Source organism: Enterobacter cloacae complex sp. ECC445, from assembly GCF_021892025.1.
Taxonomy (GTDB): Bacteria; Pseudomonadota; Gammaproteobacteria; order Enterobacterales; family Enterobacteriaceae; genus Enterobacter; species Enterobacter chengduensis.
In genome coordinates this window covers 57,348-82,963 of record NZ_JAKLRZ010000029.1, presented here as the reverse complement: position 1 = coordinate 82,963, position 25,616 = coordinate 57,348, and the positions used below count along the sequence as shown (strand labels likewise).

Genomic DNA, 25,616 nt, shown 5'->3' with positions numbered 1-25,616 from the left:
TTGTCCGAAGACATTAAGAATCCATGTCACTTTGAGTGCCCACACAGATTGTCTGATAAATTGTTAAAGAGCAGTGCCGCTTCGTTTTCGCTGCGGCGCGGGGTCTGCATATTACGCTTTCCCGCTTCAGAGTCAAGCGTTTATTTTCGCTTATCTCTGCTGACCCGGCGGCTTGCGTGCCGTTGTTCCGTGTCAGTGGAGGCGCATTATAGGGAGTTATTCTGACGTGACAAGCACAAAATACAAAAAACTTTTCGTTCGCTCACTTTTCAAACTTAACGCTTATTAATGTCGCGAATCGCCCGTTAAATGTGCGATTTCCCGCGCAAAACTGGCAACCTGAGACCAGTCGGTATAAACCACTTCTTTACGCGTGTCGGTTTCTCCCCCCGTCATCTTCATAATGAGGCGGATCATAAAGCGGTCATACCATTTGTAGCGAGGGTAACGCAGCGCACCAGCAAAGACGGCGCACCGGTCCGGCTGCCACGGTGAGCTAAGTAAAAACTTGCGCGTGTAGCTATTGGTCTGCGGCGTGCGCTTCTCGGCTTTACGCGCGACGAGATTGACCGAGTAAAAGGCGCCAGGCAACGCGTTGAGCGTCGCCGTGTGCTTTTTGACAAAGCGATCCAGTGCCGGGTGGAAATGCCCGTAACGAATAGATGCGCCAATCACCACGCGATCGTAATCCTGCCAGGCAATCTGCTCCGCACGGTTCAGGTTTACCACATCCGAATAGATCCCCAGCTCTTTAAGTTCAGATGCCAGGTAAGCGGCAATCTCGCGCGTTTGCCCGTCTCGCGTGGAGAAAAGAATCAGTGTTTTCATTAACGGCTCCTTACTCGCGCCAGAATGTAGGGGTGAACAGCACCAGCAGCGTAAAGACCTCAAGACGGCCAAACAGCATATTGGCGATGAGGATCCATTTCGCGACGGGGTTCATACTGGCAAAGTTATCCGCCACCACCCCCAGGCCAGGCCCGAGGTTGTTCAATGTTGCGACCACGGACGCAAAGGCGGAGAAATCATCGACTCCCGTCGCGATAATGGCCAGCATACTGACGATAAAGACCAGCGCATAGGCTGAGAAGAAACCCCATACCGCTTCGAGGATACGTTCCGGCAGCGCGCGGTTCCCCAGCTTGATGCTGTAGACCGCGTTCGGGTGGACCAGGCGCTTCAGCTCTCGGTTTCCCTGCTTAAACAGCAGCAAAATACGAATGACCTTCAGGCCACCGCCCGTAGACCCCGCGCAGCCCCCGATAAATGCAGAGCATAAAAGCAGCACCGGCAGGAACAGCGGCCAGCGCGCGATGCTGTCCGTGGTAAACCCGGCGGTCGTCGCCATCGACACCACCTGGAAGAAGGCCTGGTTTAGCGTTGTCAGGGCGGAGTTGTAGACATCATGGAACCAGAGCACCAGGGTACAGATGACAACCAGCGTCAGCTGGACGCCAATGAACATGCGGAACTCTGGGTCGCGCCAGTACACCTTCAGGCTGCGTCCGCTCAGTAAAGAGAAGTGCAGGCCGTAGTTACAGCCGGAGATCAGCAGGAAAATGGCAATAATAGTGTTAATGGTTGGGCTATCGAAGTAGCCAACGCTGGCATCGTGAGTGGAGAACCCACCAATCGCAATCGTCGCGAAGCTGTGTCCGATAGCGTCGAAAGCGGGCATCCCGGCAAACCACAGCGCCAGCGCACAGGCCACCGTCAGTAAGACATAGATAAGCCACAGGGTTTTCGCCGTCTCGGCAATACGCGGGCGCATCTTGTTGTCTTTCAGCGGCCCGGGCATTTCAGCGCGATAGAGCTGCATGCCGCCCACGCCCAGAATAGGCAGGATGGCCACCGCGAGGACGATGATCCCCATCCCCCCAAACCACTGCAGCATCTGGCGATAAAAGAGAATGGCGTGCGGGAGCGAATCCAGCCCCACCAGCGTCGTCGCCCCGGTGGTTGTTAAACCAGAGAACGATTCAAAAAAGGCATCCGTGATGCTCAGGTTAGGCTGTTCCGCGAAGATAAACGGCAGCGAACCCACGCTCCCCAGCACCGTCCAGAACAGAACCACAATCAGAAATCCTTCGCGAGATTTCAGCTCACCTTTCTGACGACGGTTCGGCCACCACAGCAGGGAGCCAATCGCCAGCGCGACAAAGAAGGTCTGGGTAAATGCCCGCCCCGCGCCGTCCCGGTAGATAAGCGCCACCAGTCCAGGGAGAATCATCGTCCCGGAAAAGAGTATGACCAGCAGTCCAACGATTCGGGTTATGGCACGAAAATGCATCTCTGCCGCTTCCTTTGGTATTCAAAAAGTGAGGTGGGGATTATTCTTCAATCGGCAGCAATTGCAACGAACCACGACTAAAATCAGCCAGCTTAGCTGAAAAAGCAGCCAGTTCCGCCTGAGGAAGCGCCACGCGTAATTGCACCATCGCCTGATATTCACTGTGCGCGATGACGCCGTTAAACTGCCTCAGCAGCGCCTCGATGCCCGAAAGCTGGGCGTAATCGCATACTAAAGTATATTCGGTAAGCGGCGTTTTGCGGGCAGTGACCAACATATGAAGCGCCTGCTGCACGCCCCCGCCATAGGCTTTAACCAGCCCACCGGTCCCTAACAAAATGCCGCCGTAGTAGCGCACCACCACGGCGGTAATTTCCCCCACGCCGCTGCCCATCAGCTGCGAAAGCATGGGTTTACCGGCCGTACCCGCTGGTTCACCGTCGTCGGAAAACCCCAATTGCTGCGAATCGTCCGGCGGCCCTGCCACCCACGCCACGCAGTGGTGGCGTGCGTCAGGATGCTCAGCCCGAACGGATTCAACAAACGCCTTTGCCGCCTCTACGCCGTCGGTGTGCGCCAGCAGCGTAATAAAGCGGCTTTTCTTGATGTCCTCAACAAAGGTGACCGGTTCAGCCGGTATCAGCCAGCTTTCCATCAGGCGAGCTTCAGGTCTCGCGTCATGTTCTCGATACCGTTCTCGTGAATCACGACGTTATCTTCGATGCGAATACCGCCAAACGGCTTCAGCGCCTCAATTTTTTCCCAGTTGAAGTGCTTGCTGAACTGGCCTTCACGCCACGGCGCCAGCAGGGATTCGATGAAGTAGATCCCCGGTTCAATCGTCAGCACCATGCGCGGCTCCAGAATACGGGTGCAGCGCAGGTAAGGATATTTAGACGGTGCCGCCAGGTGCGTGCCGGTATCATCCTGCATAAAGCCCGCGACGTCGTGAACCTGCAGGCCCAGCGGGTGGCCAATGCCGTGCGGCATGAATGGCCCGGTCAGATCGTTCTCGACCATCGCCTCTTCGCTCATGTCTTTCACAATCTGATGCTTACGCAGCAGTTTTGCGATGCGCTGATGGAACTGGATGTGGTAATCCACATAGCTGGTTCCCGCCTTCATGGTGCCAATCAGCGCCAGCTGTTCTTCGTTCACGTCTTTGATCAGCTGTGCGAAATCGGTATCCGCGTTAGCTGCCCAGGTACGGGTCAGATCGGCCGCGTAGCCGTTGTACTCGGCGCCAGCGTCAAGCAGGAAGCTGCGCATCTCAGACGGTACATGGTGATCCAGTTTGGTGTAATGCAGTACGGAAGCATGCTCGTTTAGCGCGACAATATTGCTGTAAGGCACGTCGATATCGCGATGGCCGGTGGCGGTCAGATACGCCTGGTTGATATCGAACTCGCTCATCCCTGACTGGAACGCCTCATGCGCCGCGCGGTGACCGTTCACCGCGGTCTTTTGCGCTTCACGCATGCAGTAAAGTTCGTAGTCGGTTTTATACGCGCGGTAATAGTGGAGGTAATCCAGCACCCCTTTCGGGTTGAGTTTGTCTGCCGCAATATCCAGGCCTAATGCACGTTCCGGCACAGGGCCAATATAGGCGATGTTGCCACGCGCGGCAGGCAGCTGGCCGCCAATGCCGTCCGCTTTTGGCAGCGCAATCACCTCAATCTCTTCCGTCCAGAAAGAGGTCGGCAGCGGCTCAACGTTGTGCCAGTAATCAACCGGCAGGTAGAACCACAGTTTCGGCTTGTTCACGCCATCCACCAGCAGCCAGCAGTTAGGAACCTGCGTCACCGGCACCCAGGCCTTAAACTGCGGGTTCACCTTAAACGGATAAGCGTGGTCATCCAGAAAGGTATTCATCAGCTCGCCGGAGTGGATCAGTAGCGCATCCAGCTTAAAGCGGGCCAGTACATCGCGGGTACGTTCCTGTAGGGTACAGATATGATTTTTATAAAGCGAAGCCAGTGAGTCCATCATTATTCCTTTCGTTTTTTGACCTCAAGTCATCGCATCTTAGCACACCTCACTCCGCCTGCGTGATTTCCACCGACCGTGATCAATGCAGCATTTTCTTAATGAGTAATTTGCATTTTATTAACATAAATCCCACACTCCGATTCATCTGGTATGACCAGATCCAATTGCTGGATTCAGGAGACTGACATGCTCTACAAAGGCGACACCCTGTACCTCAACTGGCTGGAAGATGGCATTGCCGAACTGGTGTTCGATGCCCCCGGCTCAGTGAACAAGCTCGATACCGCGACGGTGGCCAGTCTTGGCCAGGCGCTCGACGTTCTTGAAAAACAACCTGAATTGAAAGGGCTGCTGCTGCGCTCGAACAAAGCGGCCTTTATTGTCGGTGCCGATATCACCGAGTTCCTTTCGCTTTTCCTGGTTCCGGAAGAACAGCTGAGCCAGTGGCTGCACTTCGCCAACAGCGTCTTTAATCGTCTGGAAGATCTGCCTGTCCCGACCCTTTCCGCCGTCAATGGCTATGCGCTGGGCGGTGGCTGCGAGTGCGTGCTGGCGACCGACTACCGTCTGGCGACGCCGGACCTGCGCATCGGCCTGCCGGAAACCAAGCTGGGCATCATGCCGGGCTTTGGCGGCTCCGTGCGTATGCCGCGTATGCTGGGTGCCGACAGCGCGCTGGAGATCATCGCCGCGGGTAAAGATGTCGGCGCAGAACAGGCGCTGAAAATTGGCCTGGTCGACGGCGTTGTCAAACCAGAGAAGCTTGTTGAAGGCGCACTCGCCATTCTGCGTCAGGCAATTAACGGCGATCTCGACTGGAAAGCCAAACGCCAGCCGAAGCTGGAGCCGTTAAAACTCAGCAAGATTGAAGCCACCATGAGCTTCACCATCGCCAAAGGCATGGTGATGCAGACGGCGGGTAAACACTACCCGGCGCCGATCGCGGCGGTGAAAACCATTGAAGCGGCGGCCCGTCTCGGTCGCGATGAGGCGCTGAAGCTGGAAAACCAAAGCTTTGTCCCGCTGGCGCACACCAACGAAGCCCGCGCGCTGGTCGGTATCTTCCTCAACGATCAGTTCGTGAAAGGCAAAGCCAAACAGCTGACCAAAAACGTTGAGACGCCAAAACACGCGGCGGTACTCGGCGCGGGCATTATGGGTGGCGGCATCGCCTACCAGTCGGCCTGGAAAGGCGTGCCGGTGGTGATGAAAGACATCAGCGAGAAATCCCTGACGCTGGGCATGACCGAAGCGGCCAAGCTGCTGAACAAACAGCTGGAACGCGGAAAAATTGACGGCCTGAAGCTGGCAGGGGTGATCTCCACCATTCAGCCGGTGCTGGAATACAGCGGTTTCGATCGTGTCGACGTAGTGGTCGAAGCCGTCGTCGAGAACCCGAAAGTCAAAAAAGCGGTGCTGGCGGAAACGGAAGACAAGGTTCGCCCGGATACCGTGCTCGCCTCCAACACCTCCACCATTCCAATCAGCGAACTGGCGAGCGTGCTTAAGCGTCCGGAAAACTTCTGCGGAATGCACTTCTTCAACCCGGTACACCGTATGCCGCTGGTCGAAGTGATTCGCGGGGAAAAAACCTCAGACGAGACCATCGCGAAAGTGGTGGCGTGGGCCAGCAAGATGGGCAAAACGCCGATCGTGGTCAACGACTGCCCGGGCTTCTTCGTCAACCGCGTGCTGTTCCCTTACTTCGCCGGCTTCAGCCAGCTGCTGCGCGACGGGGCGGACTTCCGCAAAATCGACAAAGTGATGGAAAAACAGTTCGGCTGGCCGATGGGCCCGGCGTATCTGCTGGATGTGGTCGGCATTGATACCGCCCACCACGCCCAGGCGGTAATGGCGGCAGGCTTCCCGCAGCGCATGCAGAAAGACTATCGCGACGCCATTGACGCGCTGTTCGACGCTAACCGCTTCGGTCAGAAAAACGGCCTCGGCTTCTGGCGCTATAAAGAAGACAGCAAAGGCAAACCGAAGAAAGAAGAAGATGCGGTGGTGGATGGCCTGCTGGCCGACGTCAGTCAGCCGAAGCGCGACTTTACCGACGATGAGATCGTCGCCCGCATGATGATTCCGATGATCAACGAAGTGGTGCGTTGCCTCGAAGAAGGCATCATCGCCAGCCCGGCAGAAGCCGATATGGCGCTGGTCTATGGCCTGGGCTTCCCTCCATTCCACGGCGGCGCGTTCCGCTGGCTGGACACGCTCGGCAGCGCCCGCTACCTCGATATGGCTCAGCAGTATCAGCACCTGGGCCCGCTTTATGAGGTACCGGAAGGGCTGCGTAATAAAGCGCGCCATAACGAACCCTACTATCCAGCAGTTGAGCCAGCCCGTCCGGTTGGCGAGCTGAAAACGGCTTAAGGAGTCACAATGGAAAAGGTTGTCATTGTTGATGCGATTCGCACCCCGATGGGCCGTTCAAAAGGCGGCGCATTCCGTAACGTGCGTGCGGAAGACCTCTCCGCGCACCTGATGCGTAGCCTGCTGGCGCGTAACCCGTCGCTGGATCCTGCTGCGCTGGACGATATCTACTGGGGCTGCGTGCAGCAGACCCTGGAGCAAGGCTTCAACATCGCCCGTAACGCGTCGCTGCTGGCGGAGATCCCGCATTCGGTTCCGGCCGTCACCGTTAACCGCCTGTGCGGTTCGTCAATGCAGGCGCTGCACGACGCGGCCCGCATGATCATGACCGGTGACGCGCAGGCCTGCCTGGTGGGCGGCGTGGAGCACATGGGTCACGTGCCGATGAGCCACGGGGTCGATTTCCACCCGGGCATGAGCCGTAACGTGGCGAAAGCCGCAGGGATGATGGGCCTCACCGCCGAGATGCTCTCCCGCCTGCACGGCATTAGCCGCGAAATGCAGGACGCCTTTGCCGCGCGCTCTCACGCTCGCGCATGGGCGGCGACGCAGTCCGGTGCCTTTAAGAATGAGATCATCCCGACCGGCGGTCACGACGCAGACGGCGTCCTGAAGCAGTTCAGCTACGATGAAGTCATCCGTCCGGAAACCACCGTCGAAGCGCTTTCCACCCTGCGCCCTGCGTTTGATCCGGTTACAGGTACGGTCACGGCGGGAACCTCGTCGGCGCTGTCCGACGGTGCCGCCGCGATGCTGGTGATGAGCGAAAGCCGCGCCCGCGAGCTGGGGTTAACCCCTCGCGCTCGGGTACGTTCCATGGCGGTCGTGGGCTGCGATCCCTCAATCATGGGTTACGGCCCGGTTCCGGCCTCGAAGCTAGCGCTGAAAAAAGCGGGGTTAACTGCCAGCGACATCGATCTCTTTGAGATGAACGAAGCCTTCGCCGCGCAGATCCTGCCGTGCATTAAAGATCTGGGGCTGATGGAGCAGATCGACGAGAAAATTAACCTCAACGGCGGCGCGATCGCCCTCGGTCACCCGCTGGGCTGCTCCGGGGCGCGTATCAGCACAACGTTGATTAACCTGATGGAACGCAAAGATGCCCAGTTTGGTCTGGCAACGATGTGCATCGGGCTGGGTCAGGGTATCGCGACGGTGTTTGAGAGAGTGTAAATCAGGAAAAGTATCTCAAAGCCAATGACGTCAGAACAAGGCGGCAAGCGAGCGAATCCCGATGAGCTTACTCAAGTAAGTGATTCGGGTGAACGAGCGCAGCCAACGCAGCTATGGCGTCATTGGCGAAGAGAGACAGTTTAGTTGCCGTTCTTCCCGCCTGTCAGGGGCGGGTTTTTTATTTAAATGAAGGCAAACGCATCGCCGAACAGGCGGTCTTCACGCGCGTCACGTTCGTTACAGAACAGGTCGCGGGCAATTTTCGCCATCTCGAAACGGCCAGCGATATAGATATCATGCCCTGCCAGCGTGCCGTGATCCTGCAATACCGCCGTCAGCACGGTACCGCTACGCCCGCGCCAGCCCTCTTCCGGCTGCTCAACCACCGGCTCAATGCGCAGGTTTGGATGAGTAACGCTCAGCGCTTCCAGCTCAGAGAGATCGTACAGGTGTTTCTCTTCGCGCCCCCCCCAGTAAATGGTGATGTCACGGTCCGGGTTACGCGCCAGGGCGGTTAACAGAATAGAACGCACGTAGGAGAAGCCGGTACCGCCCGCAATCAGGATCAGCGGACGGTCTTCGTCATCGCGCAGCCACGCGTCACCGTGTGGAATATCCACCACGATCTCGCGTTCTTTCAGAATGCGGTCCATGACGGCCATCGCATACAGGTTAAGCTCTGACGCACCAATATGAAGCTCAATAAATTCCTGCTCCGCTGGCGTTGAGGCCATAGAGAAAGGACGCTTATCACGCTCATCCATCACAACCATCAGGTACTGACCCGCGCGGAAAGAGAATGGCGCTTCTGGCACTAAACGGACGCGATATACGGTGTCGGTGATGGCATCTACCGAGGTCACTTTACAGCTTAAGGTTGTCATTCGCTCTCTCTGTCGGGAAGTCTATAGGTCTTAACGGTCAGCTCAGGGTTTACCGTTATTCATTATGGCCAGTTCGTCCCAGATCGCGTCAATGCGCGCGGTCACGGCAGGATCTTTTTTGATCGGGCGACCCCATTCACGGTCGGTTTCGCCAGGCCATTTATTTGTGGCATCCAGTCCCATCTTTGAGCCAAGACCGGAAACCGGCGAGGCAAAATCCAGGTAATCTATCGGCGTGTTTTCGACTAACACCGTATCGCGCGCCGGGTCCATTCGCGTGGTAATGGCCCAGATGACGTCATTCCAGTCGCGGGCGTTTACGTCATCATCGCAGACAATAACAAATTTGGTATACATAAACTGGCGCAGGAAAGACCATACGCCCATCATCACGCGTTTTGCATGACCCGGGTACTGTTTCTTCATCGTAACAACCGCCATGCGATACGAGCATCCCTCAGGCGGCAGATAAAAATCAACAATTTCCGGGAACTGCTTTTGCAGGATCGGCACAAACACTTCATTCAGCGCCACGCCCAGCACCGCGGGTTCATCCGGTGGACGCCCGGTATAGGTGGAGTGATAAATCGCATCTTCACGCTGCGTAATGTGCGTCACGGTAAACACCGGGAAGTGATCCACTTCGTTGTAATAGCCGGTATGGTCGCCGTAAGGGCCTTCTGGCGCCATTTCACCCTGCTCAAGATAACCTTCCAGCACAATTTCAGCACTGGCGGGCACTTCAAGATCGTTAGAGATGCACTTCACGACTTCGGTCTTCGTGCCGCGCAGCAGGCCTGCAAAGGCATATTCAGAAAGGGTATCCGGCACGGGCGTGACGGCCCCGAGAATGGTGGCCGGATCGGCGCCCAGCGCAACGGACACCGGGAAACGTTCCCCCGGATGCGCAGCGCACCACTCCTGGAAATCCAGCGCGCCGCCGCGATGCGACAGCCAGCGCATGATGAGCTTATTCTTGCCAATCAGCTGCTGGCGGTAAATACCGAGATTCTGGCGTTCTTTGTGCGGACCACGCGTAACGGTCAACCCCCAGGTGATCAGCGGCGCGGCATCTTCCGGCCAGCACTGCATGATAGGGATTTTGGTCAAATCAACCGCATCGCCTTCCAGCACTTTCTGCTGGCACGGCGCGCCGCGCAGGCGCTTGGTGGGCATGTTCAGCACCTGCTTAAACTGCGGCAGCTTGTCGAACAGATCGCGGAAGCCTTTCGGCGGCTCCGGCTCTTTCAGAAATGCCAGCAGCTTACCCACTTCACGCAACGCGGTAACGTCTTCCTGCCCCATCCCCAACGCAACACGACGCGGTGTACCAAACAGGTTGCACAGCACCGGCATGGCGTAACCTTTCGGATTTTCAAACAGTAATGCGGGGCCACCGGCACGCAGGGTGCGGTCAGCAATTTCTGTCATCTCCAGATAGGGATCAACAGGAAGTGTAATACGTTTGAGTTCACCCTGCTTTTCCAGCAGCGTCAGGAAGTCGCGGAGATCGTGGTATTTCATGCAGTTAATCATGGCCTCTCTGTAAGCGCTTCATTATACGGCGTAAGCCTGCTTGATGCTGTAATTTTGTTAAATAAGCGTGAACTTATGCGTTCTGTTCCATTTTCCCCCATTATAATCAACTTAGCGATCCCGCCAGGGTTTTGATATGCTTGCGCCCCGAACTAAGGGAAAGAGTGATTATGCAGGCCTGGTATTTACTGTATTGCAAACGCGGGCAACTTCAGCGCGCGCAGGAACATCTTGAACGTCAGTCTGTCAATTGCCTGACGCCCGTGATCACGCTTGAAAAAATGCAGCGCGGGAAGCGCACAACCGTCAGCGAGCCGCTGTTCCCGAACTACCTGTTCGTGGAGTTCGACCCGGAAGTCATCCACACCACCACCATCAGCGCAACCCGTGGCGTCAGCCACTTCGTGCGTTTTGGCGCTCACCCGGCAATGGTTCCGTCGACGGTTATTCACCAGCTGTCGATTTATCAACAGCCTGAGGGGATCACCGACCCCGAAACCCCGTACACAGGCGATAGCGTCGTGATTACCGAAGGGGCGTTCGAAGGCCTGCAGGCGATTTTTGCCGAACCGGACGGGGAAGCGCGCTCTATGCTGTTGCTTAATCTGCTGAACAAGCAGGTGCTGCAGAGCGTGAAAAACACCGACTTCCGCAAGCTTTAAACGCTTATCCCGAACAGATTCCGCACGTTGTCATCCGTCTGCGCGGAAAGCCAGCCCGGATCGTCTCCGCGCCACTTCGCGACGCTCTCTACAATGTGCCCGAGATAAGCGGGTTCATTTCGCCGCGATGCCGGTTTGGGTTTCATATCGCGCGGGAGCAGATAGGGTGCATCGGTTTCAAGGAGCAGCCGGTCAGCCGGGATTACCGGCAACAGCGCCCGAAGTTCAAGCCCGCGGCGTTCATCGCAAACCCACCCGGTAATCCCCAGATAGAGCCCACGCTCCAGACATTCCAGCGCTTCCTGCCGGGAACCCGTGAAGCAGTGCAGTACCGCGCCGGGCAGTTTATCGAGCCACGGATCCAGTAGGGCCAGGAAACGCTCATGCGCGTCGCGGCAGTGCATAAATACGGGCATTTCAAGCTCTGCCGCCAGCGCAAGCTGGGCAGTAAACGCCTTTTCCTGCTCTTCAGGCGTGGAAAAGTTACGGTTGAAATCGAGACCGCATTCGCCAATCGCCACAACGTCTGGCGTCTTCGCTAGCCTGTACAGGATGTCTCCACTCTCCGCGGTCCACTGGCTGCTGTCGTGAGGATGGACGCCAGCGGTAGACCAACAGCGATCGTAGCGTTGTGCCAGCTGCTGCGCCTGCTCGCTCTCATGCAGGTTGGTGCCCGTCAGCAGCAGTCCTTTTACCCCGGCGGCAAACGCACGCGCAACCACCTCATCGCGATCTTTCGCAAACTGCGAGCTGGTCAGGTTGAGTCCGATATCAAACATGCAAATCCCCATGTAACAACCGCCCTGACGGGCGGCTGGTTTTACTCTTCAGTGGTCTTGTCGGACGTATCGTCTTCGTCATCCGAGCGACGCCCTTTACCCACGTAGAAACGGGAGAAGAAGACCCCGACCTCAAACAGACAGTACATCGGTATGGCCAGCAGCGTCTGGGAAAACACATCCGGTGGTGTCAGCAGCATGCCGACGACAAACGCGCCAACCAGGATATACGGACGCTTCTTGCGCAGGTCATCCGGGGTCGTTACCCCAACCCAACAAAGCAGCACAATGGCCACCGGCACTTCGAATGCCACGCCAAACGCCATAAACAGCGCCATCACAAAGCTGAGGTAGCTGGCGATATCCGTCGATACCTGGACCCCTTCCGGCGCGGTATGCGTCAGGAAGCCGAAGGCCAGCGGGAAGACAACGAAATAGGCAAACGCCATGCCGATATAGAACAGCAGCGAGCTGGACACCAGCAGCGGTATCACCAGCTTGCGTTCATGCTTATACAGCGCAGGCGCGACAAACGCCCACACCTGGTAAAGAATGACCGGTGCAGAGGCAATCAACGACACCCAAAAGGTGAGCTTGATAGGGGTAAAGAACGGAGAAGCAACGTCTGTTGCAATCATCGTTGCGCCCAGCGGCATCTGCTTGATCAGCGGCGCAGAGACCACCTGATAGATATCGTTGGCAAAATAGACCAGGCACAGGAATATGAGTAAAACCGCAATAATGCAGTTTAACAGGCGCTTACGCAGCTCAATGAGGTGCGTAATCAGCGGTTGAGTATCATCTACTGCCATGTTTACGCTTTATCACTCGACGAGGGGGATGATTCGGAAACGGGCGCAGCGGGCTTCACTTCCGCTGTTTTTGCCGCCGGATCTTCCGGCTGCGCCTGCTTTTTCACTTCGGTTTCCTGAGGCGTCTGTTCTGGCGCGACAGCCTGATGTTCAGCGGTGGCTGGCGTCACGCCCTCGCGCTGCGCCTCGCTGCCCTTCACCACCGGATTATGGATGGTGTTCGCTTCATCGCTCGCTTTTTCAGGGTCGTTAACGCTATAGGAGCGCTTCATCGATTCCGCCGCTTCGCGCAGCTCATCCATTGACGCTTTCAGTTCTGGCGTCAGGTTATCCATGCTCGCCTTCTCAACCTTTTTCAGGCTTTCCTGAAATTCCTGCAGCTTAAGCTCCTGCGCCAGTTCATTCTGAACGGTCGATGCCAGCGATCTCAGCGCACGAACCCAGCCCGCAACGGTTTTCACTGCCACCGGCAGACGCTGCGGCCCCAATACAATCAGGCCAATCACAAAGACCAGCAGAAGCTCACTAAAACCAATGTCGAACACGACTTACACCTGCTCTTTATCGTGGCGTTTAGCGTCTTCCTTTTTGGCTTCTTCCTGCTTGTCGGCGATGGATTTAGCAGTAAAGTCAGCGTCCTGGCTGGTTTTATCCTGCTTGCTCTCATCATCGCTCATCGCTTTCTTGAAGCCTTTGATAGACGCGCCCAGGTCGGAACCAATAGAACCGAGCTTTTTGGTGCCAAACAGCAGCACGACGATGACGGCAATAATGACTAATTGCCAGATACTGATACCACCCATACATGTTCCTCAGGGATAGATGATTAATGAGTCAGGTCGCATTATACGTTTACGACCCGTCGATAGCGACGCACGCTTAGCGCGTTTTTCTCCATCCGGCTAGCCAGACAACCGCCCCGCCAGCCATCAGCCAGGCGGGCATCATCTGCCAGTCCGGGCGGTTGATCAGCAGCAGCGTACCGCTCAGCAGCAGCGTTGCGCCAATCCCAAAGAGATAGCGTGACTGGCCCTGGCGAACACGGCTGGACTGAAGTTCGCGGGCGATTTTATCCATGCTGTGCTGAAGGTTCTTGCTCTGACGCAAACTGTCGTAAACCAGTTCAGGAATTTCAGGCATTTTTTCTATCCAGAACGGGCCTTTCTCTTTCAGCGATCGCACCAGCGCCGGAAGGCCAACCTGATCCTTGATCCAGGATTCAAGGAAAGGTTTCGCGGTCTTCCACAAGTCTAACTGAGGATAGAGCTGCCGGCCTACACCTTCAACGTAAAGTAATGTTTTCTGGAGTAAAACTAGCTGCGGCTGAACTTCCATATTAAAGCGGCGAGCCGTATTAAACAGGTTTAACAGCACGTGTCCAAAGGAGATTTCCGCCAGCGGCTTTTCAAAAATCGGTTCACAAACGGTTCGGATCGCGAACTCGAACTCTTCGACGTTGGTGTCCGGCGGCACCCAGCCGGAATCGACGTGCAGTTCGGCCACCTTGCGATAGTCGCGGTTGAAGAACGCGATGAAATTCTCCGCCAGGTAGCGTTTATCTTCTTTGTTCAGCGACCCCACAATCCCGCAGTCGATACCGATATACTTCGGATCCTCAGGATGTTCGTAGCTGACAAAGATATTGCCCGGGTGCATGTCCGCATGGAAAAAGCTGTCGCGGAACACCTGGGTAAAGAACACCTGTACGCCACGCTCAGCTAAAAGCTTCATGTTCGTACCCTGTTTCTCCAGGGCCGCCACATCCGAAACCGGAATACCGTAAATACGCTCCATCACCATCATGTTCTGACTGCAGTAGTCAGAATAGACTTCAGGTACATAGAGCATCGGGCTGTTTTCAAAGTTGCGACGAAGCTGAATGGCGTTGGCCGATTCACGCAGCAGGTTAAGCTCATCAATCAGCGTTTTTTCATATTCCCGCACCACTTCCATCGGACGCAGACGACGCCCGTCCGGCAGCAAGCGTGGCACCCAGCGCGCCAGACGATAAATCAGCTTCATGTCCGCTTTGATGATCGGCAGGATGTCTGGACGAATGACCTTAATAACGACTTCTTTGCCGTTTTCTTTCAAACGCGCGGTGTGCACCTGCGCGATAGAGGCCGATGCCAGTGGCTTAATGTCGAAATCGTCAAACCACGCCTCAATGGGAATATTGCCCATCGCCTCTTCAATTTGCTTTTTCGCGCGCGCGCCGTCAAACGGTGCGACGCGATCCTGCAGCATCGCGAGCTCGTCGGCAATCAGCGGCGGGAAGAGATCGCGGCGGGTCGACAGCATCTGTCCAAATTTGATCCACACCGGACCGAGCTCCTGCAGCGCCAGGCGCAGACGCTCACCCAGCGGTTGTCCTTTATGGCGATTGGGCATCCAGAACAGCATCCGCCGCCAGATACGAAGCGGCAGCGTGATACGCATTTTGGGGATAAGCTCGTCGAGCCCGTAGCTCAAAAAGGTGCGAATAATGAAATAGAGGCGCCGAATTTCACCAGGCGTCATTTGCCCTCCAGTTTTTCCAGCCGTTTGGTCAACGCATCAACCGCACGTTCAACAGCAGCGGTCTCTTCCGCAAACCATGCCACTTCGAGTGGACCGGGTGCCATTCGCCACTCCTCTGTCAGCACTTCCGCCGCATAGCGTTGCTGGCGTTGAAGGCTTTTACGCGCAAAAGATGCGCCACCATGAAGGACTTTCCCGATACCTTCAGCGGCAATGTCGCCGATAAAAGGCGCGAGCAGCTCTGCCGGATCAAACTCCGCCAGATCGGTGAGCGCAACAAAGTTCTGCACGACCTGAATGTCGCCTTCCACTTCCAGCTCACCGCTGCGGATAAGCGCCGTTAATTGCTGGCGATCGCGCAGTTTTGGCAGCACGCTCATATGCGTAATGACCGAGCAGTCGGCTTCGCCTTCCCACGCCCCGAGAACGTCAAGCTGACGTTCGCTGAAGACCAGCACAAGCGGCGTCGAGAACTCTTTCAGAACAATGCGTAAGACCTTCCCGTTAAGCCGCTGACGCGCAGCTTTCAGCGCCGGAGCACGATACAGAAAAGCGTTCAGTACATTCTCGATGCCTGCGGAGACTAAAGGTTTAAAGGGCACGGGACACCTCCACTCAGAATTTGTAACCGCGATGCAGCGCGACGACACCCGCCGTCAGGTTGAAGTATTCAACGTTCTCAAATTCCGCGTCCTGCATCATGGCTTTTAACGTGTCCTGATCCGGGTGCATACGGATGGATTCCGCCAGATAGCGGTAGCTTTCAGCGTCGTTGGCTACCAACTCACCGATGCGCGGCAGCACGTGGAAGGAATAGGCGTCGTAAGCTTTGCTCAGCGGCTCAATAATCGGTTTGGAGAATTCGAGCACCAGCAGGCGTCCACCCGGCTTCAGCACGCGGTACATGGAGCGGAGCGCTTTTTCTTTATCGGTCACGTTACGCAGGCCGAAGGAGATCGTGATGCAGTCGAAGGTATTGTCCGGGAACGGCAACGCTTCGGCGTTTGCCTGCACATATTCCACATTCCCCACCACGCCGATGTTACGCAGCTTTTCGCGTCCCATTTTCAGCATGGAGTCATTGATATCGGCGAGAACAACGCGACCGGTTTCGCCCACCAGACGGGAGAATTTCGCGGTTAAGTCGCCCGTACCGCCGGCTAAGTCCAGCACCGTTTGACCACGACGTACGCCGCTACAGTCAATGGTGAAGCGCTTCCACAAGCGATGAATGCCGAACGACATCAGATCGTTCATCACATCGTACTTCGCCGCCACGGAATGAAATACGTGGGCCACCATGTCAGCTTTCTGCGCTTTGGCGACAGTCTGAAAGCCAAAGTGCGTTGTGTCTTGTGAATCGTCAACCATCTCAGAGCCTGCTCATCAGTAAATTGTTCGTGAAGTGTAACAGATTGGGCGCAATTGCCCTACGTTTCAACCACCGCGAAAGAAACGCGCCGGCGGCTCGTCCGGTGGCAAATCCACCGCTAACGCGTTGTCTTCACTGTTTGTCTTTTGTTCACCCGCACCTTCTCGCAGGCGAAACTCGTCGTCCTGGGCAGTGGCCTGCTCAACCAATTCCGGATTAATCTCGCGTTTAACTTCCACCCCCAGGCTGCGGAATGATTCGGCCTGCGCCAGCAGGTTGCCGCGTCCGGAGGCGAGTTTTTTCATCGCCTGGCGGTAGTTATCCTGCGCACGATCCAGGCTCTGCCCAACGGAAGACATGTCGTCCACAAAGAGGCGCATTTTGTCGTACAGCTTGCTGGCACGATCGGCAATCTGCTGCGCGTTGCGGCTCTGGTGCTCATAGCGCCACAGGTTGGCAATGGTACGTAACGCCACCAGCAGCGTGGTAGGGCTGACCAGCATGATGTTATTTTTGAGCGCTTCGGTGATGAGTTCAGGCTGCCTGTCGAGCGCCAGCAGAAATGCGGGCTCTACCGGGATAAACATCAGGACGTAGTCCAGCGAGCGCAGCCCCGGCAGCTGCTGGTAATCCTTTCTGCCGAGCAGGCGGATATGGTTACGCACGGAGGCGATGTGCTCCTGCAGCGCAGATTCGCGGGTATAGTCATCCTCGGCGTTGAAATAACGTTCGTACGCCACCAGCGTCATTTTGGCGTCAATCACCACATCTTTGCCCTGCGGCAGCCGCACGATCACATCCGGCTGCATGCGAGAGCGGGCATCGTTTTCGATACTTACCTGCGTTTCATATTCGTACCCTTCCCGCAGACCAGAGGCCTCCAGCACGCGGGTCAGCACCACTTCTCCCCAGTTGCCCTGGGTTTTGTTATCCCCCTTCAGCGCGCGGGTCAGGTTGACCGCTTCCTGCGCCATCTGGGCATTCAGCTGCTGAAGATTGCGAATCTCATGCGCCAGCGTGTGCCGCTCGCGGGCTTCCTGACCAAAGCTGTCCTGCACCTGACGGCGGAAGCCGTCCAGCTGTTCGCGCAGGGGCGTCAGCAGGCTGTTCAGGCTCTGGCGGTTCTGTTCATCAACGCGGCGGTTGCTGTGCTCAAAAATTCGGTTGGCGAGGTTCTCAAACTGTTCGCTGAGTCGCTGCTCGCTGTTGATCATCTGGCGGATTTTATCTTCCGCATGCAGCTGGGTGGATTCCAGGCGGGTGGTCACTTCGCGGAGATCGGCCTCCAGCGACGTGTTGATATCACGCAGGTTGCGCAGCTCGTTGTTGAGCAGCTCACACTCGTCGCGCCAGTGCTCGCTCAGGGCAAGCTGCTGTTTTGTCGCGCTTAGGTCGGCGACGATCTCTTCACGTTCAGCCAGCCGATCGGCCTTCTGCTGCGCGTGCTGGTAGCTGGACATCAGCCAGCCTATCGCCACGCCCGCCAGCGCAATCACCGCATAAATCAGGATTGAGATATCCACAATGCCCCCTGCATCAACGTATTACCCGCACAAAATAGAATTGTGCTGTATAAACGTCCAGTTTGGAAGGGTTTTCCTGCGAGGCGCTACGCAAAAAATAAAGGCCGAACGCGTCGGCCTTTGATTTCGAAAGGAGAGGACTAGATCAGGCGACGCGCGGCTTCTACCACGATTTTCACGGCATGGCTTTCGGTCTGCTTCATCGTTTCGGCGTTCGGGATTTCCTGCTGGGTACGGTTGACGATAACGCCCGCCACCATACCGGCACGCAGACCCTGGCTTGCACACATGGTCAGCAGCGTGGCGGATTCCATTTCGTAGTTCATTACGCCCATGGACTGCCACTCTTCCATTGAGCCTTTGAAGCGGCTTACCACGCGGCCTGAGAAGGTGTCGTAACGCTCCTGGCCCGGATAGAAGGTGTCGGACGACGCGGTTACGCCTACGTGAGTGGTTGCGCCCACCGATTTCGCGGCTTCAACCAGCGCGGTGGTGCATTCGAAATCAGCCACTGCCGGGAATTCCATCGGTGCAAAGTGCAGGCTTGCCCCGTCCAGACGGACTGATGCGGTCGTGACCAGCACGTCGCCCACGTTGATGTGCGGCTGGATCGCGCCGGTGGTACCGATACGCAGGAAAGTACGAATGCCCAGCTGCGCCAGCTCTTCAACAGCAATAGAGGTAGACGGACCGCCGATACCGGTAGAGCACACGATCACCGCTTTGCCATCCAGCTCTGCACGCCAGGTGGTGAACTCACGATGGGCAGCCAGCTTGACCGGCTTATCCATCAGCGCGGCGATCTTTTCCACACGCTCAGGGTCGCCAGGGACGATAGCGAGCGTAGCCCCTTGTAAATCGTTTTTAGTGAGGCCGAGATGAAAAACATCAGACTTAGACATAGGTGACTCCTCTGTGGGTCGGTTAGTCAGAAGAAGTAAAACGGTACTTTACAGAAGCAGTAAGCATATTTTCGTGACGCACCTCACCATGAATGAAAATGGTTACATTGAATTTCCATAAAAAAGTGATTTACATCACATTAACAAGTTATATCGCCAGGTGCTGCACAAAAGATAGACCGTTTAAGGCACTGTGAGTTGTTAACCTGGTGTCTATATTTACCTTTGCGCTAACTCATTGGTACGGAGAATGCCATGACTGAAAAAACCGGTTTTGCACCTGCTGCGGCCCCGCTTGCTTCAACCATCGTTTCAACCTCAGAAGAGGCCATCACGGCGGGCGAGACCTCCATTCCCTCGCAGGGGGACAATATGCCTGCTTATCACGCGCGGCCAAAATCGGCAGAGGGTCCGCTGCCCATCGTGATCGTGGTTCAGGAGATTTTTGGCGTTCACGAACATATTCGCGACCTCTGCCGCCGTCTGGCGCTGGAAGGCTATCTGGCCGTTGCGCCAGAGCTCTACTTCCGTCAGGGCGATCCGAACGACTACAGCGATATTCCGACATTGCTCAGCAACCTGGTCAGCAAAGTCCCGGACGCGCAGGTGCTGGCCGATCTCGACCACGTCGCCAGCTGGGCGGCGCGCAACGGGGGCGACCCGCACCGTCTGCTGGTCACCGGTTTCTGCTGGGGTGGACGCATTAGCTGGCTGTATGCCGCGCACAATCCGCAGCTCAAAGCCGCTGTCGCCTGGTACGGCAAACTGGTGGGTGAAAAAACGCTGAATTCGCCGAAACATCCCGTGGATATCGCTACCGAGTTAAATGCCCCGGTGTTAGGCCTGTACGGCGCTCAGGACACCGGTATTTCACTTGATTCGGTAGAGACCATGCGTCATGCGCTTCGTGCGGCAAACGCAAAGGCGGAGATTGTGGTGTACCCGGATGCCGGGCATGCGTTTAACGCCGACTATCGTCCGAGCTATCACGCGGAATCAGCCAAAGATGGCTGGCAGCGGATGCTGGCGTGGTTTAGCCAGTATGGCGGGAAGAAAGCATAAAAAAGCCCGGTGGCGGCTGCGCCTTACCGGGCCTTCAGGTAGGCCGGGTAAGCGTTAGCGCCACCCGGCAACCCAGCACCACTACGCCTGACGCAAATTCTGCGCCGCCTTCACCATGTTGGCGAGCGCCGCACGCGTCTCCGGCCAGCCGCGTGTTTTCAGGCCGCAGTCCGGGTTCACCCACAGGCGCTCTGCCGGAATGCGCTGGGCGGCTTTTTTCAGCAGGGCCTCAATCCACTCCACGCTCGGCACGTTCGGGGAGTGGATGTCGTACACGCCCGGCCCGATCTCATTCGGGTAGTCGAACTCTTCAAACGACTCCAGCAGCTCCATGTCTGAACGCGAGGTCTCAATGGTGATCACGTCGGCGTCCAGCGCGGCTATGGAATCCATGATGTCGTTAAATTCGCAGTAACACATGTGGGTGTGGATCTGCGTGTCGTCCTTCGCCACCGATGCATTAATGCGGAACGCCTCTACGCCCCACTTCAGGTAGGCATCCCAGTCGCTGCGGCGCAGCGGCAAACCTTCTCGCAGCGCCGGTTCGTCAATCTGGATAATGCCAATGCCCGCCGCCTCCAGATCCGCCACCTCATCGCGCAGCGCCAGCGCGATTTGCTTCGCAATGGTTTCACGGGTCACGTCTTCGCGCGGGAACGACCAGCAAAGAATGGTCACGGGCCCGGTGAGCATGCCCTTAACCGGCTTGTCGGTCAGAGACTGGGCATATTTGGCCCACTCCACGGTGATCGCTTCCGGACGGCTGACGTCGCCGATCACCACCGGCGGCTTCACGCAGCGGGAGCCGTAGCTCTGCACCCAGCCGTTCTGGGTAAACACAAAGCCGTCAAGGTGCTCACCGAAGTATTCCACCATGTCGTTACGCTCGGCCTCACCGTGCACCAGCACGTCCAGACCTAAACGCTCCTGCTCGATAATCGCCTGCTTGATGTGCTCCGCAATGCCGGTACGGTAATGATTCGCGTCCAGATTGCCCTTTTTGAAATCGAGACGCAGGCCGCGGATCTCCGTAGTCTGCGGGAAAGAGCCGATCGTCGTGGTTGGCCACGCAGGCAGGTTGAAACGCGCACGCTGCGCTTCCGCGCGCACCTCATACGGACTCTGGCGCTGGCTGTCCTGGGCGGTAATAGCTGCCAGACGTTTTTCCACCGCCGGGTTGTGCACGCGCGCCGAATGACGACGCGCCTGGATCGGGGCGCTCCATTCGGCAATCGCCGCCGTGTCACCGCTGTTCAGCGCGTCGCGCAGCAGCGTCAGCTCTTCACATTTTTGCAGGGCGAAGGCAAACCAGCTTTTCACCTCGGGGTCGAGACGGGTCTCTACGCTGAGATCGATCGGGCTGTGCAACAATGAACAGGACGAGGCCACCCACAGCTCACGTTTACCGACGATGTCTTTGATTTGTCCGTATTTCTCGGTGAGATCGGCACGCCAGACGTTACGACCGTTAATCAGCCCGGCCGAGAGCAGCCAGTCTGCGGGCAGACGCTTGTGCAGCTCCGCCACATCATCTTTACCGTGTACCAGGTCAACGTGAAGGCCCTGAACCGGCAGCGCGGTAATGGTGTTCAGGTTCGGCGTGACGCCTTCAAAATAGGTGGTCAGCAGCAGCTTCACCTGCCCGGTAAGCGCGTCATACGCCGGTTTGAAGGCATCGAGCCATTCCTGGGGCAGCTCAAGCACCAAAGCAGGTTCGTCGATTTGCACCCACTGAATGCCGCGCTTGCCCAGCTCAATCAGCACCTGCCTGTAGACCGGCAGAATGTCCTTCAGCAGGCTGAGGCGGTCAAACGGCTCGCCTTTGACCTTACCCAGCCACAGATACGTTACCGGCCCGAGCAGCACCGGCTTCACCTGGTGGCCCAGCGCCAGCGCTTCGTCCACCTCGTCCAGAAGCTGCGTCCAGGTCAGCCTGAACTGCTGGCCTTTTACGAACTCCGGCACCATATAGTGATAGTTGGTGTTAAACCACTTGGTCATTTCCGCCGCTGCCGCTGGCTCACCCGTTGGCGCGCGGCCACGGCCGATGCGGAACAGGGTATCGATATCTACCGATCCATCTTTGTTCTGATGACGAGCCGGCACGTTGCCCAGCAGCAGGCTGGTCGTCAGAACATGGTCGTACCAGGCGAAATCGCCCACCGGCAGCAGGTCAATGCCCGCCTGTTTTTGCTGATCCCAGTGACGGGCGCGCAGCTCTCGCCCCACCGCGAGCAGTTCTTCACGGGTGGCGTTCCCTGCCCAGTAGCTTTCTTGCGCTTTTTTCAGCTCGCGACGCAGGCCAACGCGAGGGAAACCGAGAGTGTGATTACGGATTGTCATGGTATGCCCCTTGTGGAAATTCGTTATTTAGACGTCCAGATGTTTACACATCTATAATTGGCAGGTACTGTATATTCCTCAAGCGCAAAATATTCACAGCGAAGTGAAGGACTTTCATGATCGAGATTAAACACCTGAAAACGCTACAAGCGTTGCGGAACTGCGGTTCTCTGGCGGCGGCGGCGGCCACGCTGCACCAGACCCAGTCCGCCCTTTCTCACCAGTTCAGCGATCTGGAACAGCGCCTCGGCTTCCGTCTTTTTGTGCGTAAGAGCCAGCCGCTACGCTTTACGCCGCAGGGTGAAATTCTGCTTCAGCTGGCGAATCAGGTCCTGCCGCAAATCGCCAGCGCGCTGCAGGCGTGTAACGAACCGCAGCAGACCAAACTGCGTATCGCCATTGAGTGCCACAGCTGTATTCAGTGGCTGACCCCCGCGCTTGAGAACTTCCGCCAGAAGTGGCCGCAGGTGGAGATGGACTTTAAATCCGGCGTCACGTTCGACCCACAGCCCTCGCTGCAGCAGGGCGAGCTGGATCTGGTGATGACCTCTGACATCCTGCCGCGCAGCGGCCTGCACTATTCGCCGATGTTTGATTATGAAGTGCGTCTGGTGCTGGCGCCGGACCATCCGCTGGCGACAAAAACGCGCATCACGCCGGAAGATCTTGCGACCGAAACGCTGCTGATTTATCCGGTCCAGCGCAGTCGTCTGGATATCTGGCGACACTTCCTGCAGCCAGCAGGCATTAGCCCGCAGCTAAAAAGCGTGGATAACACGCTGCTGCTGATCCAGATGGTGGCGGCCAGAATGGGGATTGCAGCGCTGCCGCACTGGGTGGTGGAGAGCTTTGAACGCCAGGGCCTGGTGGTGACCAAAACCCTGGGTGAAGGACTGTGGAGCCGACTGTACGCCGCCGTGCGTGATGGCGAGCAGCGTCAGCCGATTACGGAGGCGTTTATTCGCTCAGCGCGGAACCACGCGTGCGACCATCTTCCGTTCGTGCGGAGCGCGGAGCGACCCAGCGGCGATGGACCCACAGTGAAGCCAGGATCACCGCTCCCCCAATAAGGAAGCTCGGCCAGTGCGGCTGCTGCTGCCAGATGGCGAGGTTAACCAGCAGCCCTGCCGGGACATGCACGTTGTTCATGATCCCGAGCGTACCGGCGTCGACCTGCGTCGCGCCGTAGTTCCACATGAAGTACCCCAGCCCGGACGCCACGACGCCTAGCCAGACCAGAACGCCCCACTGCACGCCGGTGGTCGGCAGCTTTTGCGGGTTCCCCAGCATAAACCACGCCGCCACCGCGACGATCGCCGCGCCCATATAGAACCACGCAAACGCGTTATGCTGCGGCATCGGCCGGGTTTCCATCAGGCGCTTGTAGCCCACCATGCCGATGGCGAAACTGATGTTGGCGAGCTGGACGAACATCAAGCCGGTCCAGAAGTGATCGCTCACTTTGTCGTAGCGAATAATTGCCGCGCCAATCACCGCCAGCGCCGCGCTCAGGAGGTATCCCCCGCGCAGGCGGCGTCTGCTGAGCAGATCGTAAATCAGCGTGATGTAGAGCGGCGTCAGCACGGTAAAGAGCAGGAATTCGGAGACGGACAGATAGAGGTAGGCCCGGAAGCTGAACAGATACATGATGCCGAGCTGCATCGCCCCCACCAGCATATACAGCACAATCGTTTTCAGCGATTGTCCGCGCGTGCGCAGAAACGGCAGGAACACCAGCGCCGCCAGCCCCACGCGCATCAGCACCGAGAAGTAGCTGTCGACCGAGCCGGCAAGGTACTCGCCAATCAGGCTAAAGGAGAAGGCCCACAGGATAGTGGTGATAATGAGTAGCGCCACAATGCTTGTCTCTCAGAAAGAAGGACAGGCATTGTAGCGAACTATCAGGTTGACAACTGAATGATAATTATCCAGTCGTTGCGTTATGAACATTATAGAGCTCTGTGCCGGAATCCCTGATTTTGTTATGACGGATCCGCTGGGACAGAGACAGATGCAAGCCTTTCTGCAATTGCTTGCTCTGTAGCTCCATCTGCGTCAAGGCACATGGAGTCAGTTATGAATCGAAGGTAATGTTGAATCTCAATGGCACTTTTCCCTTCCGCAATAAGTTCGCATATTGGTTCTATATACGCGTCATATTCGTCATTAGCTTCTTCAAACTCACCGATCCCAATTGGGTCCCACTCATTTAATAGTATGGATTTAACGGCATCGTGCAGCATTTCATTGTTCATTATTTAGGTGCTCCTGGTATGACGGTAACAATGTTTCCTGTCTTTGAATTGACGATTACGCGGAGATTATTAATTGAGTCGTAGTACCCCGTTGTTCCCGCTTTTGTCGAAAACAGATCGCCTGTGCTAAGCGCATTTTCTATCGCTGAAGGCGGTACTCCTCTTCCTTGCATGCGGTCAATCGCATGGGCTGAGTAGCTGAAATCACCAATAATAGTTGGGGGATTTGCTCCTATCGTATTCATAGGATTGCCCATTCGACCTGTAGGTAAGTATGCACCAGAATCGCCTTTCGATATTTTTGTTAGTGCTTCCATCTCGCTTAGGCTCCCTAAACGACCAATTCCGAGGCCAGCGGCGACAGACGCACCAGCGATGATAAGCCCTTTATTGTCCATAACCTGATCGTAGCCCGCTGGCGCATCGCCGCCGAGTTGCTGTGCGGTCTGATGAAAACCTTCGATATTACCGTTGTAGATGCCTCCTGCAGCCAGAAGTCTCCCTGCTGCTTTACTGTTGATTTTTTTGGCTACCTGATCGTGCTGCACGGGATCACCGGAAGGGCGATATTTCTCAGTTGGTGCGGGTTTTCTGCCGTTCTGATTATTAATGACTATCTGATATGCCCTCTGAAAGTCACTGATAACCCAACAGAAAGGGTCTGCGTTATCAAAAATGAGCTGACTGTCGGCATCGATGTGAAAAGGATTTAGGGTGTCATCCCAGTATTCATCTGTGTCCAGACCAATTACCCAGCCTTCCATCAGGTTCATTTCCAGATCGTCATAAACCGGGTCGTACACTGAACGATCTGCCCGAGTGTAAGGCTTGTCTTTTGGAATACTCAGTTCTCTGGGGACCTCACCTAATGGCGGATATGTGTAATTCCTGTAGTTCAGATCATAACTTACCGTCGCTTTTTCCAGTGCTGCTTCCGGTGTCAGGATGTGCTGGAAATCTTCGGGAGACAGCTCCCGCGCCAGTTCCCACAGCGTGTAAAGTCTGAGCATCAAACGTCCCTTTTATCCATGCTATTTGCATGGATTTTCCGCTCTTTTTGTTTGTTAATCAAACAATCAATACAAGCAAAATGCCCCATGATGAGTGCATCAAAACACGGGAGTGGAGCGTTCAGTGT

The 25,616-nt window shown here is 56.5% G+C and carries 24 protein-coding genes; 5 read left to right on the top strand and 19 right to left on the bottom strand.

The window, feature by feature from the left end; all coding sequences use genetic code 11:
• Nucleotides 1-285: 285 nt before the first annotated feature.
• The 4 genes from hemG to pepQ are packed head-to-tail and all read right to left on the bottom strand — an operon-like array spanning nt 286 to nt 4,276.
• Nucleotides 286-828: a menaquinone-dependent protoporphyrinogen IX dehydrogenase gene (gene hemG, locus L6R44_RS20520; RefSeq protein WP_237425256.1), complete on the bottom strand. Its 543-nt coding sequence runs from the start codon at nt 826-828 to the stop codon at nt 286-288.
• A 10-nt stretch (nt 829-838) separates the two neighbouring features.
• Complete coding sequence (trkH, locus tag L6R44_RS20515; RefSeq protein ID WP_032644767.1) at nt 839-2,290, bottom strand: Trk system potassium transporter TrkH; 1,452 nt, start codon at nt 2,288-2,290, stop codon at nt 839-841.
• Between the two features lie 40 nt (nt 2,291-2,330).
• A complete protein-coding gene (locus tag L6R44_RS20510) occupies nt 2,331-2,945 on the bottom strand; it encodes an IMPACT family protein (RefSeq protein WP_032644768.1) in 615 nt (204 codons plus the stop codon).
• Nucleotides 2,945-4,276 carry a Xaa-Pro dipeptidase gene (gene pepQ, locus L6R44_RS20505; RefSeq protein WP_237425259.1) on the bottom strand — a complete coding sequence of 444 codons (1,332 nt, stop codon included), beginning with the start codon at nt 4,274-4,276 and terminating at the stop codon, nt 2,945-2,947. Before pepQ ends, L6R44_RS20510 begins: the two co-directional genes overlap by 1 nt.
• A gap of 189 nt (nt 4,277-4,465) precedes the next feature.
• On the opposite strand from pepQ, the gene fadB reads away from it, so the two are divergent.
• Together fadB and fadA are read left to right on the top strand one after the other, a co-directional pair.
• On the top strand, nt 4,466-6,655 hold the full coding sequence (gene fadB, locus L6R44_RS20500) for a fatty acid oxidation complex subunit alpha FadB (RefSeq protein WP_032644770.1): 2,190 nt from the start codon (nt 4,466-4,468) through the stop codon (nt 6,653-6,655).
• Between the two features lie 9 nt (nt 6,656-6,664).
• A complete protein-coding gene (gene fadA, locus L6R44_RS20495) occupies nt 6,665-7,828 on the top strand; it encodes an acetyl-CoA C-acyltransferase FadA (RefSeq protein WP_032644771.1) in 1,164 nt (387 codons plus the stop codon).
• A 182-nt stretch (nt 7,829-8,010) separates the two neighbouring features.
• Here the strand turns inward: fadA and fre are convergent, their stop codons facing one another.
• Both fre and ubiD read right to left on the bottom strand, forming a co-directional pair.
• Entirely contained in the window at nt 8,011-8,712 is a 702-nt protein-coding gene (fre, locus tag L6R44_RS20490) for an NAD(P)H-flavin reductase (protein ID WP_008501516.1), read from the bottom strand.
• Between the two features lie 42 nt (nt 8,713-8,754).
• Nucleotides 8,755-10,245 carry a 4-hydroxy-3-polyprenylbenzoate decarboxylase gene (gene ubiD, locus L6R44_RS20485; RefSeq protein ID WP_237425258.1) on the bottom strand — a complete coding sequence of 497 codons (1,491 nt, stop codon included), beginning with the start codon at nt 10,243-10,245 and terminating at the stop codon, nt 8,755-8,757.
• A 173-nt stretch (nt 10,246-10,418) separates the two neighbouring features.
• Between ubiD and rfaH the strand changes: the two genes are divergently transcribed.
• A complete protein-coding gene (gene rfaH, locus L6R44_RS20480) occupies nt 10,419-10,910 on the top strand; it encodes a transcription/translation regulatory transformer protein RfaH (protein WP_032644774.1) in 492 nt (163 codons plus the stop codon).
• On the opposite strand, the gene tatD is transcribed toward rfaH, so the two are convergent.
• The 9 genes from tatD to udp all read right to left on the bottom strand — a co-directional run bounded on the left by tatD (nt 10,907) and on the right by udp (nt 18,818).
• Nucleotides 10,907-11,689 (bottom strand): 3'-5' ssDNA/RNA exonuclease TatD, encoded by a 783-nt coding sequence (gene tatD, locus L6R44_RS20475; protein ID WP_237425255.1) that lies wholly within the window; start codon nt 11,687-11,689, stop codon nt 10,907-10,909. The two genes, rfaH and tatD, sit on opposite strands and share 4 nt — an antisense overlap.
• A gap of 41 nt (nt 11,690-11,730) precedes the next feature.
• Nucleotides 11,731-12,501, bottom strand: coding sequence for a Sec-independent protein translocase subunit TatC (gene tatC / locus L6R44_RS20470; RefSeq protein ID WP_032644776.1), 771 nt, complete (start codon nt 12,499-12,501; stop codon nt 11,731-11,733).
• 2 nt (nt 12,502-12,503) lie between these two features.
• Complete coding sequence (tatB, locus tag L6R44_RS20465; RefSeq protein WP_237425254.1) at nt 12,504-13,046, bottom strand: Sec-independent protein translocase protein TatB; 543 nt, start codon at nt 13,044-13,046, stop codon at nt 12,504-12,506.
• Nucleotides 13,047-13,049: 3 nt separating this feature from the next.
• Entirely contained in the window at nt 13,050-13,304 is a 255-nt protein-coding gene (gene tatA, locus L6R44_RS20460; protein ID WP_023309609.1) for a Sec-independent protein translocase subunit TatA, read from the bottom strand.
• 76 nt (nt 13,305-13,380) lie between these two features.
• The gene (gene ubiB, locus L6R44_RS20455; protein ID WP_237425253.1) at nt 13,381-15,021 is read right to left on the bottom strand and encodes a ubiquinone biosynthesis regulatory protein kinase UbiB; all 1,641 of its coding nucleotides are present in this window, start codon (nt 15,019-15,021) and stop codon (nt 13,381-13,383) included.
• Nucleotides 15,018-15,623 carry a ubiquinone biosynthesis protein UbiJ gene (gene ubiJ, locus L6R44_RS20450; protein WP_032644779.1) on the bottom strand — a complete coding sequence of 202 codons (606 nt, stop codon included), beginning with the start codon at nt 15,621-15,623 and terminating at the stop codon, nt 15,018-15,020. Before ubiJ ends, ubiB begins: the two co-directional genes overlap by 4 nt.
• A 13-nt stretch (nt 15,624-15,636) precedes the next feature.
• Nucleotides 15,637-16,392: a bifunctional demethylmenaquinone methyltransferase/2-methoxy-6-polyprenyl-1,4-benzoquinol methylase UbiE gene (gene ubiE, locus L6R44_RS20445; protein WP_008501525.1), complete on the bottom strand. Its 756-nt coding sequence runs from the start codon at nt 16,390-16,392 to the stop codon at nt 15,637-15,639.
• A gap of 66 nt (nt 16,393-16,458) precedes the next feature.
• A complete protein-coding gene (gene rmuC, locus L6R44_RS20440; protein ID WP_237425252.1) occupies nt 16,459-17,916 on the bottom strand; it encodes a DNA recombination protein RmuC in 1,458 nt (485 codons plus the stop codon).
• Nucleotides 17,917-18,056: 140 nt separating this feature from the next.
• A complete protein-coding gene (gene udp, locus L6R44_RS20435) occupies nt 18,057-18,818 on the bottom strand; it encodes a uridine phosphorylase (RefSeq protein WP_003860792.1) in 762 nt (253 codons plus the stop codon).
• A 255-nt stretch (nt 18,819-19,073) separates the two neighbouring features.
• Here udp and L6R44_RS20430 point away from each other — a divergent pair, with 255 nt between their 5' ends.
• Nucleotides 19,074-19,880 (top strand): dienelactone hydrolase family protein, encoded by an 807-nt coding sequence (locus tag L6R44_RS20430; RefSeq protein WP_237425251.1) that lies wholly within the window; start codon nt 19,074-19,076, stop codon nt 19,878-19,880.
• An 81-nt stretch (nt 19,881-19,961) separates the two neighbouring features.
• On the opposite strand, the gene metE is transcribed toward L6R44_RS20430, so the two are convergent.
• Nucleotides 19,962-22,223: a 5-methyltetrahydropteroyltriglutamate--homocysteine S-methyltransferase gene (metE, locus tag L6R44_RS20425; protein ID WP_237425250.1), complete on the bottom strand. Its 2,262-nt coding sequence runs from the start codon at nt 22,221-22,223 to the stop codon at nt 19,962-19,964.
• Between the two features lie 116 nt (nt 22,224-22,339).
• On the opposite strand from metE, the gene metR reads away from it, so the two are divergent.
• A complete protein-coding gene (gene metR / locus L6R44_RS20420; protein ID WP_237425249.1) occupies nt 22,340-23,293 on the top strand; it encodes an HTH-type transcriptional regulator MetR in 954 nt (317 codons plus the stop codon).
• Here metR and L6R44_RS20415 read toward each other — a convergent pair.
• From L6R44_RS20415 to L6R44_RS20405, 3 genes are all read right to left on the bottom strand, one after another.
• Entirely contained in the window at nt 23,181-24,080 is a 900-nt protein-coding gene (locus L6R44_RS20415; protein ID WP_237425248.1) for a carboxylate/amino acid/amine transporter, read from the bottom strand. The genes metR and L6R44_RS20415 overlap by 113 nt on opposite strands.
• Before the next feature lie 125 nt (nt 24,081-24,205).
• Nucleotides 24,206-24,478: a hypothetical protein gene (locus L6R44_RS20410; RefSeq protein ID WP_223561826.1), complete on the bottom strand. Its 273-nt coding sequence runs from the start codon at nt 24,476-24,478 to the stop codon at nt 24,206-24,208.
• Complete coding sequence (locus L6R44_RS20405; protein WP_237425247.1) at nt 24,478-25,488, bottom strand: DUF4258 domain-containing protein; 1,011 nt, start codon at nt 25,486-25,488, stop codon at nt 24,478-24,480. The genes L6R44_RS20410 and L6R44_RS20405 overlap by 1 nt, the downstream gene beginning before the upstream one ends.
• Nucleotides 25,489-25,616 lie beyond the last annotated feature (128 nt).

Excerpts from the sequence above, each read along its gene's own strand:
- hemG (WP_237425256.1), bottom strand. The coding sequence starts at position 828 with ATGAAAACACTGATTCTTTTCTCCACGCGAGACGGGCAAACGCGCGAG.
- trkH (WP_032644767.1), bottom strand. The coding sequence starts at position 2,290 with ATGCATTTTCGTGCCATAACCCGAATCGTTGGACTGCTGGTCATACTC.
- L6R44_RS20510 (WP_032644768.1), bottom strand. The coding sequence starts at position 2,945 with ATGGAAAGCTGGCTGATACCGGCTGAACCGGTCACCTTTGTTGAGGAC.
- pepQ (WP_237425259.1), bottom strand. The coding sequence starts at position 4,276 with ATGGACTCACTGGCTTCGCTTTATAAAAATCATATCTGTACCCTACAG.
- fadB (WP_032644770.1), top strand. The coding sequence starts at position 4,466 with ATGCTCTACAAAGGCGACACCCTGTACCTCAACTGGCTGGAAGATGGC.
- fadA (WP_032644771.1), top strand. The coding sequence starts at position 6,665 with ATGGAAAAGGTTGTCATTGTTGATGCGATTCGCACCCCGATGGGCCGT.
- fre (WP_008501516.1), bottom strand. The coding sequence starts at position 8,712 with ATGACAACCTTAAGCTGTAAAGTGACCTCGGTAGATGCCATCACCGAC.
- rfaH (WP_032644774.1), top strand. The coding sequence starts at position 10,419 with ATGCAGGCCTGGTATTTACTGTATTGCAAACGCGGGCAACTTCAGCGC.
- tatD (WP_237425255.1), bottom strand. The coding sequence starts at position 11,689 with ATGTTTGATATCGGACTCAACCTGACCAGCTCGCAGTTTGCGAAAGAT.
- tatC (WP_032644776.1), bottom strand. The coding sequence starts at position 12,501 with ATGGCAGTAGATGATACTCAACCGCTGATTACGCACCTCATTGAGCTG.
- tatA (WP_023309609.1), bottom strand. The coding sequence starts at position 13,304 with ATGGGTGGTATCAGTATCTGGCAATTAGTCATTATTGCCGTCATCGTC.
- ubiB (WP_237425253.1), bottom strand. The coding sequence starts at position 15,021 with ATGACGCCTGGTGAAATTCGGCGCCTCTATTTCATTATTCGCACCTTT.
- ubiE (WP_008501525.1), bottom strand. The coding sequence starts at position 16,392 with ATGGTTGACGATTCACAAGACACAACGCACTTTGGCTTTCAGACTGTC.
- udp (WP_003860792.1), bottom strand. The coding sequence starts at position 18,818 with ATGTCTAAGTCTGATGTTTTTCATCTCGGCCTCACTAAAAACGATTTA.
- L6R44_RS20430 (WP_237425251.1), top strand. The coding sequence starts at position 19,074 with ATGACTGAAAAAACCGGTTTTGCACCTGCTGCGGCCCCGCTTGCTTCA.
- metE (WP_237425250.1), bottom strand. The coding sequence starts at position 22,223 with ATGACAATCCGTAATCACACTCTCGGTTTCCCTCGCGTTGGCCTGCGT.
- metR (WP_237425249.1), top strand. The coding sequence starts at position 22,340 with ATGATCGAGATTAAACACCTGAAAACGCTACAAGCGTTGCGGAACTGC.
- L6R44_RS20410 (WP_223561826.1), bottom strand. The coding sequence starts at position 24,478 with ATGAACAATGAAATGCTGCACGATGCCGTTAAATCCATACTATTAAAT.
- L6R44_RS20405 (WP_237425247.1), bottom strand. The coding sequence starts at position 25,488 with ATGCTCAGACTTTACACGCTGTGGGAACTGGCGCGGGAGCTGTCTCCC.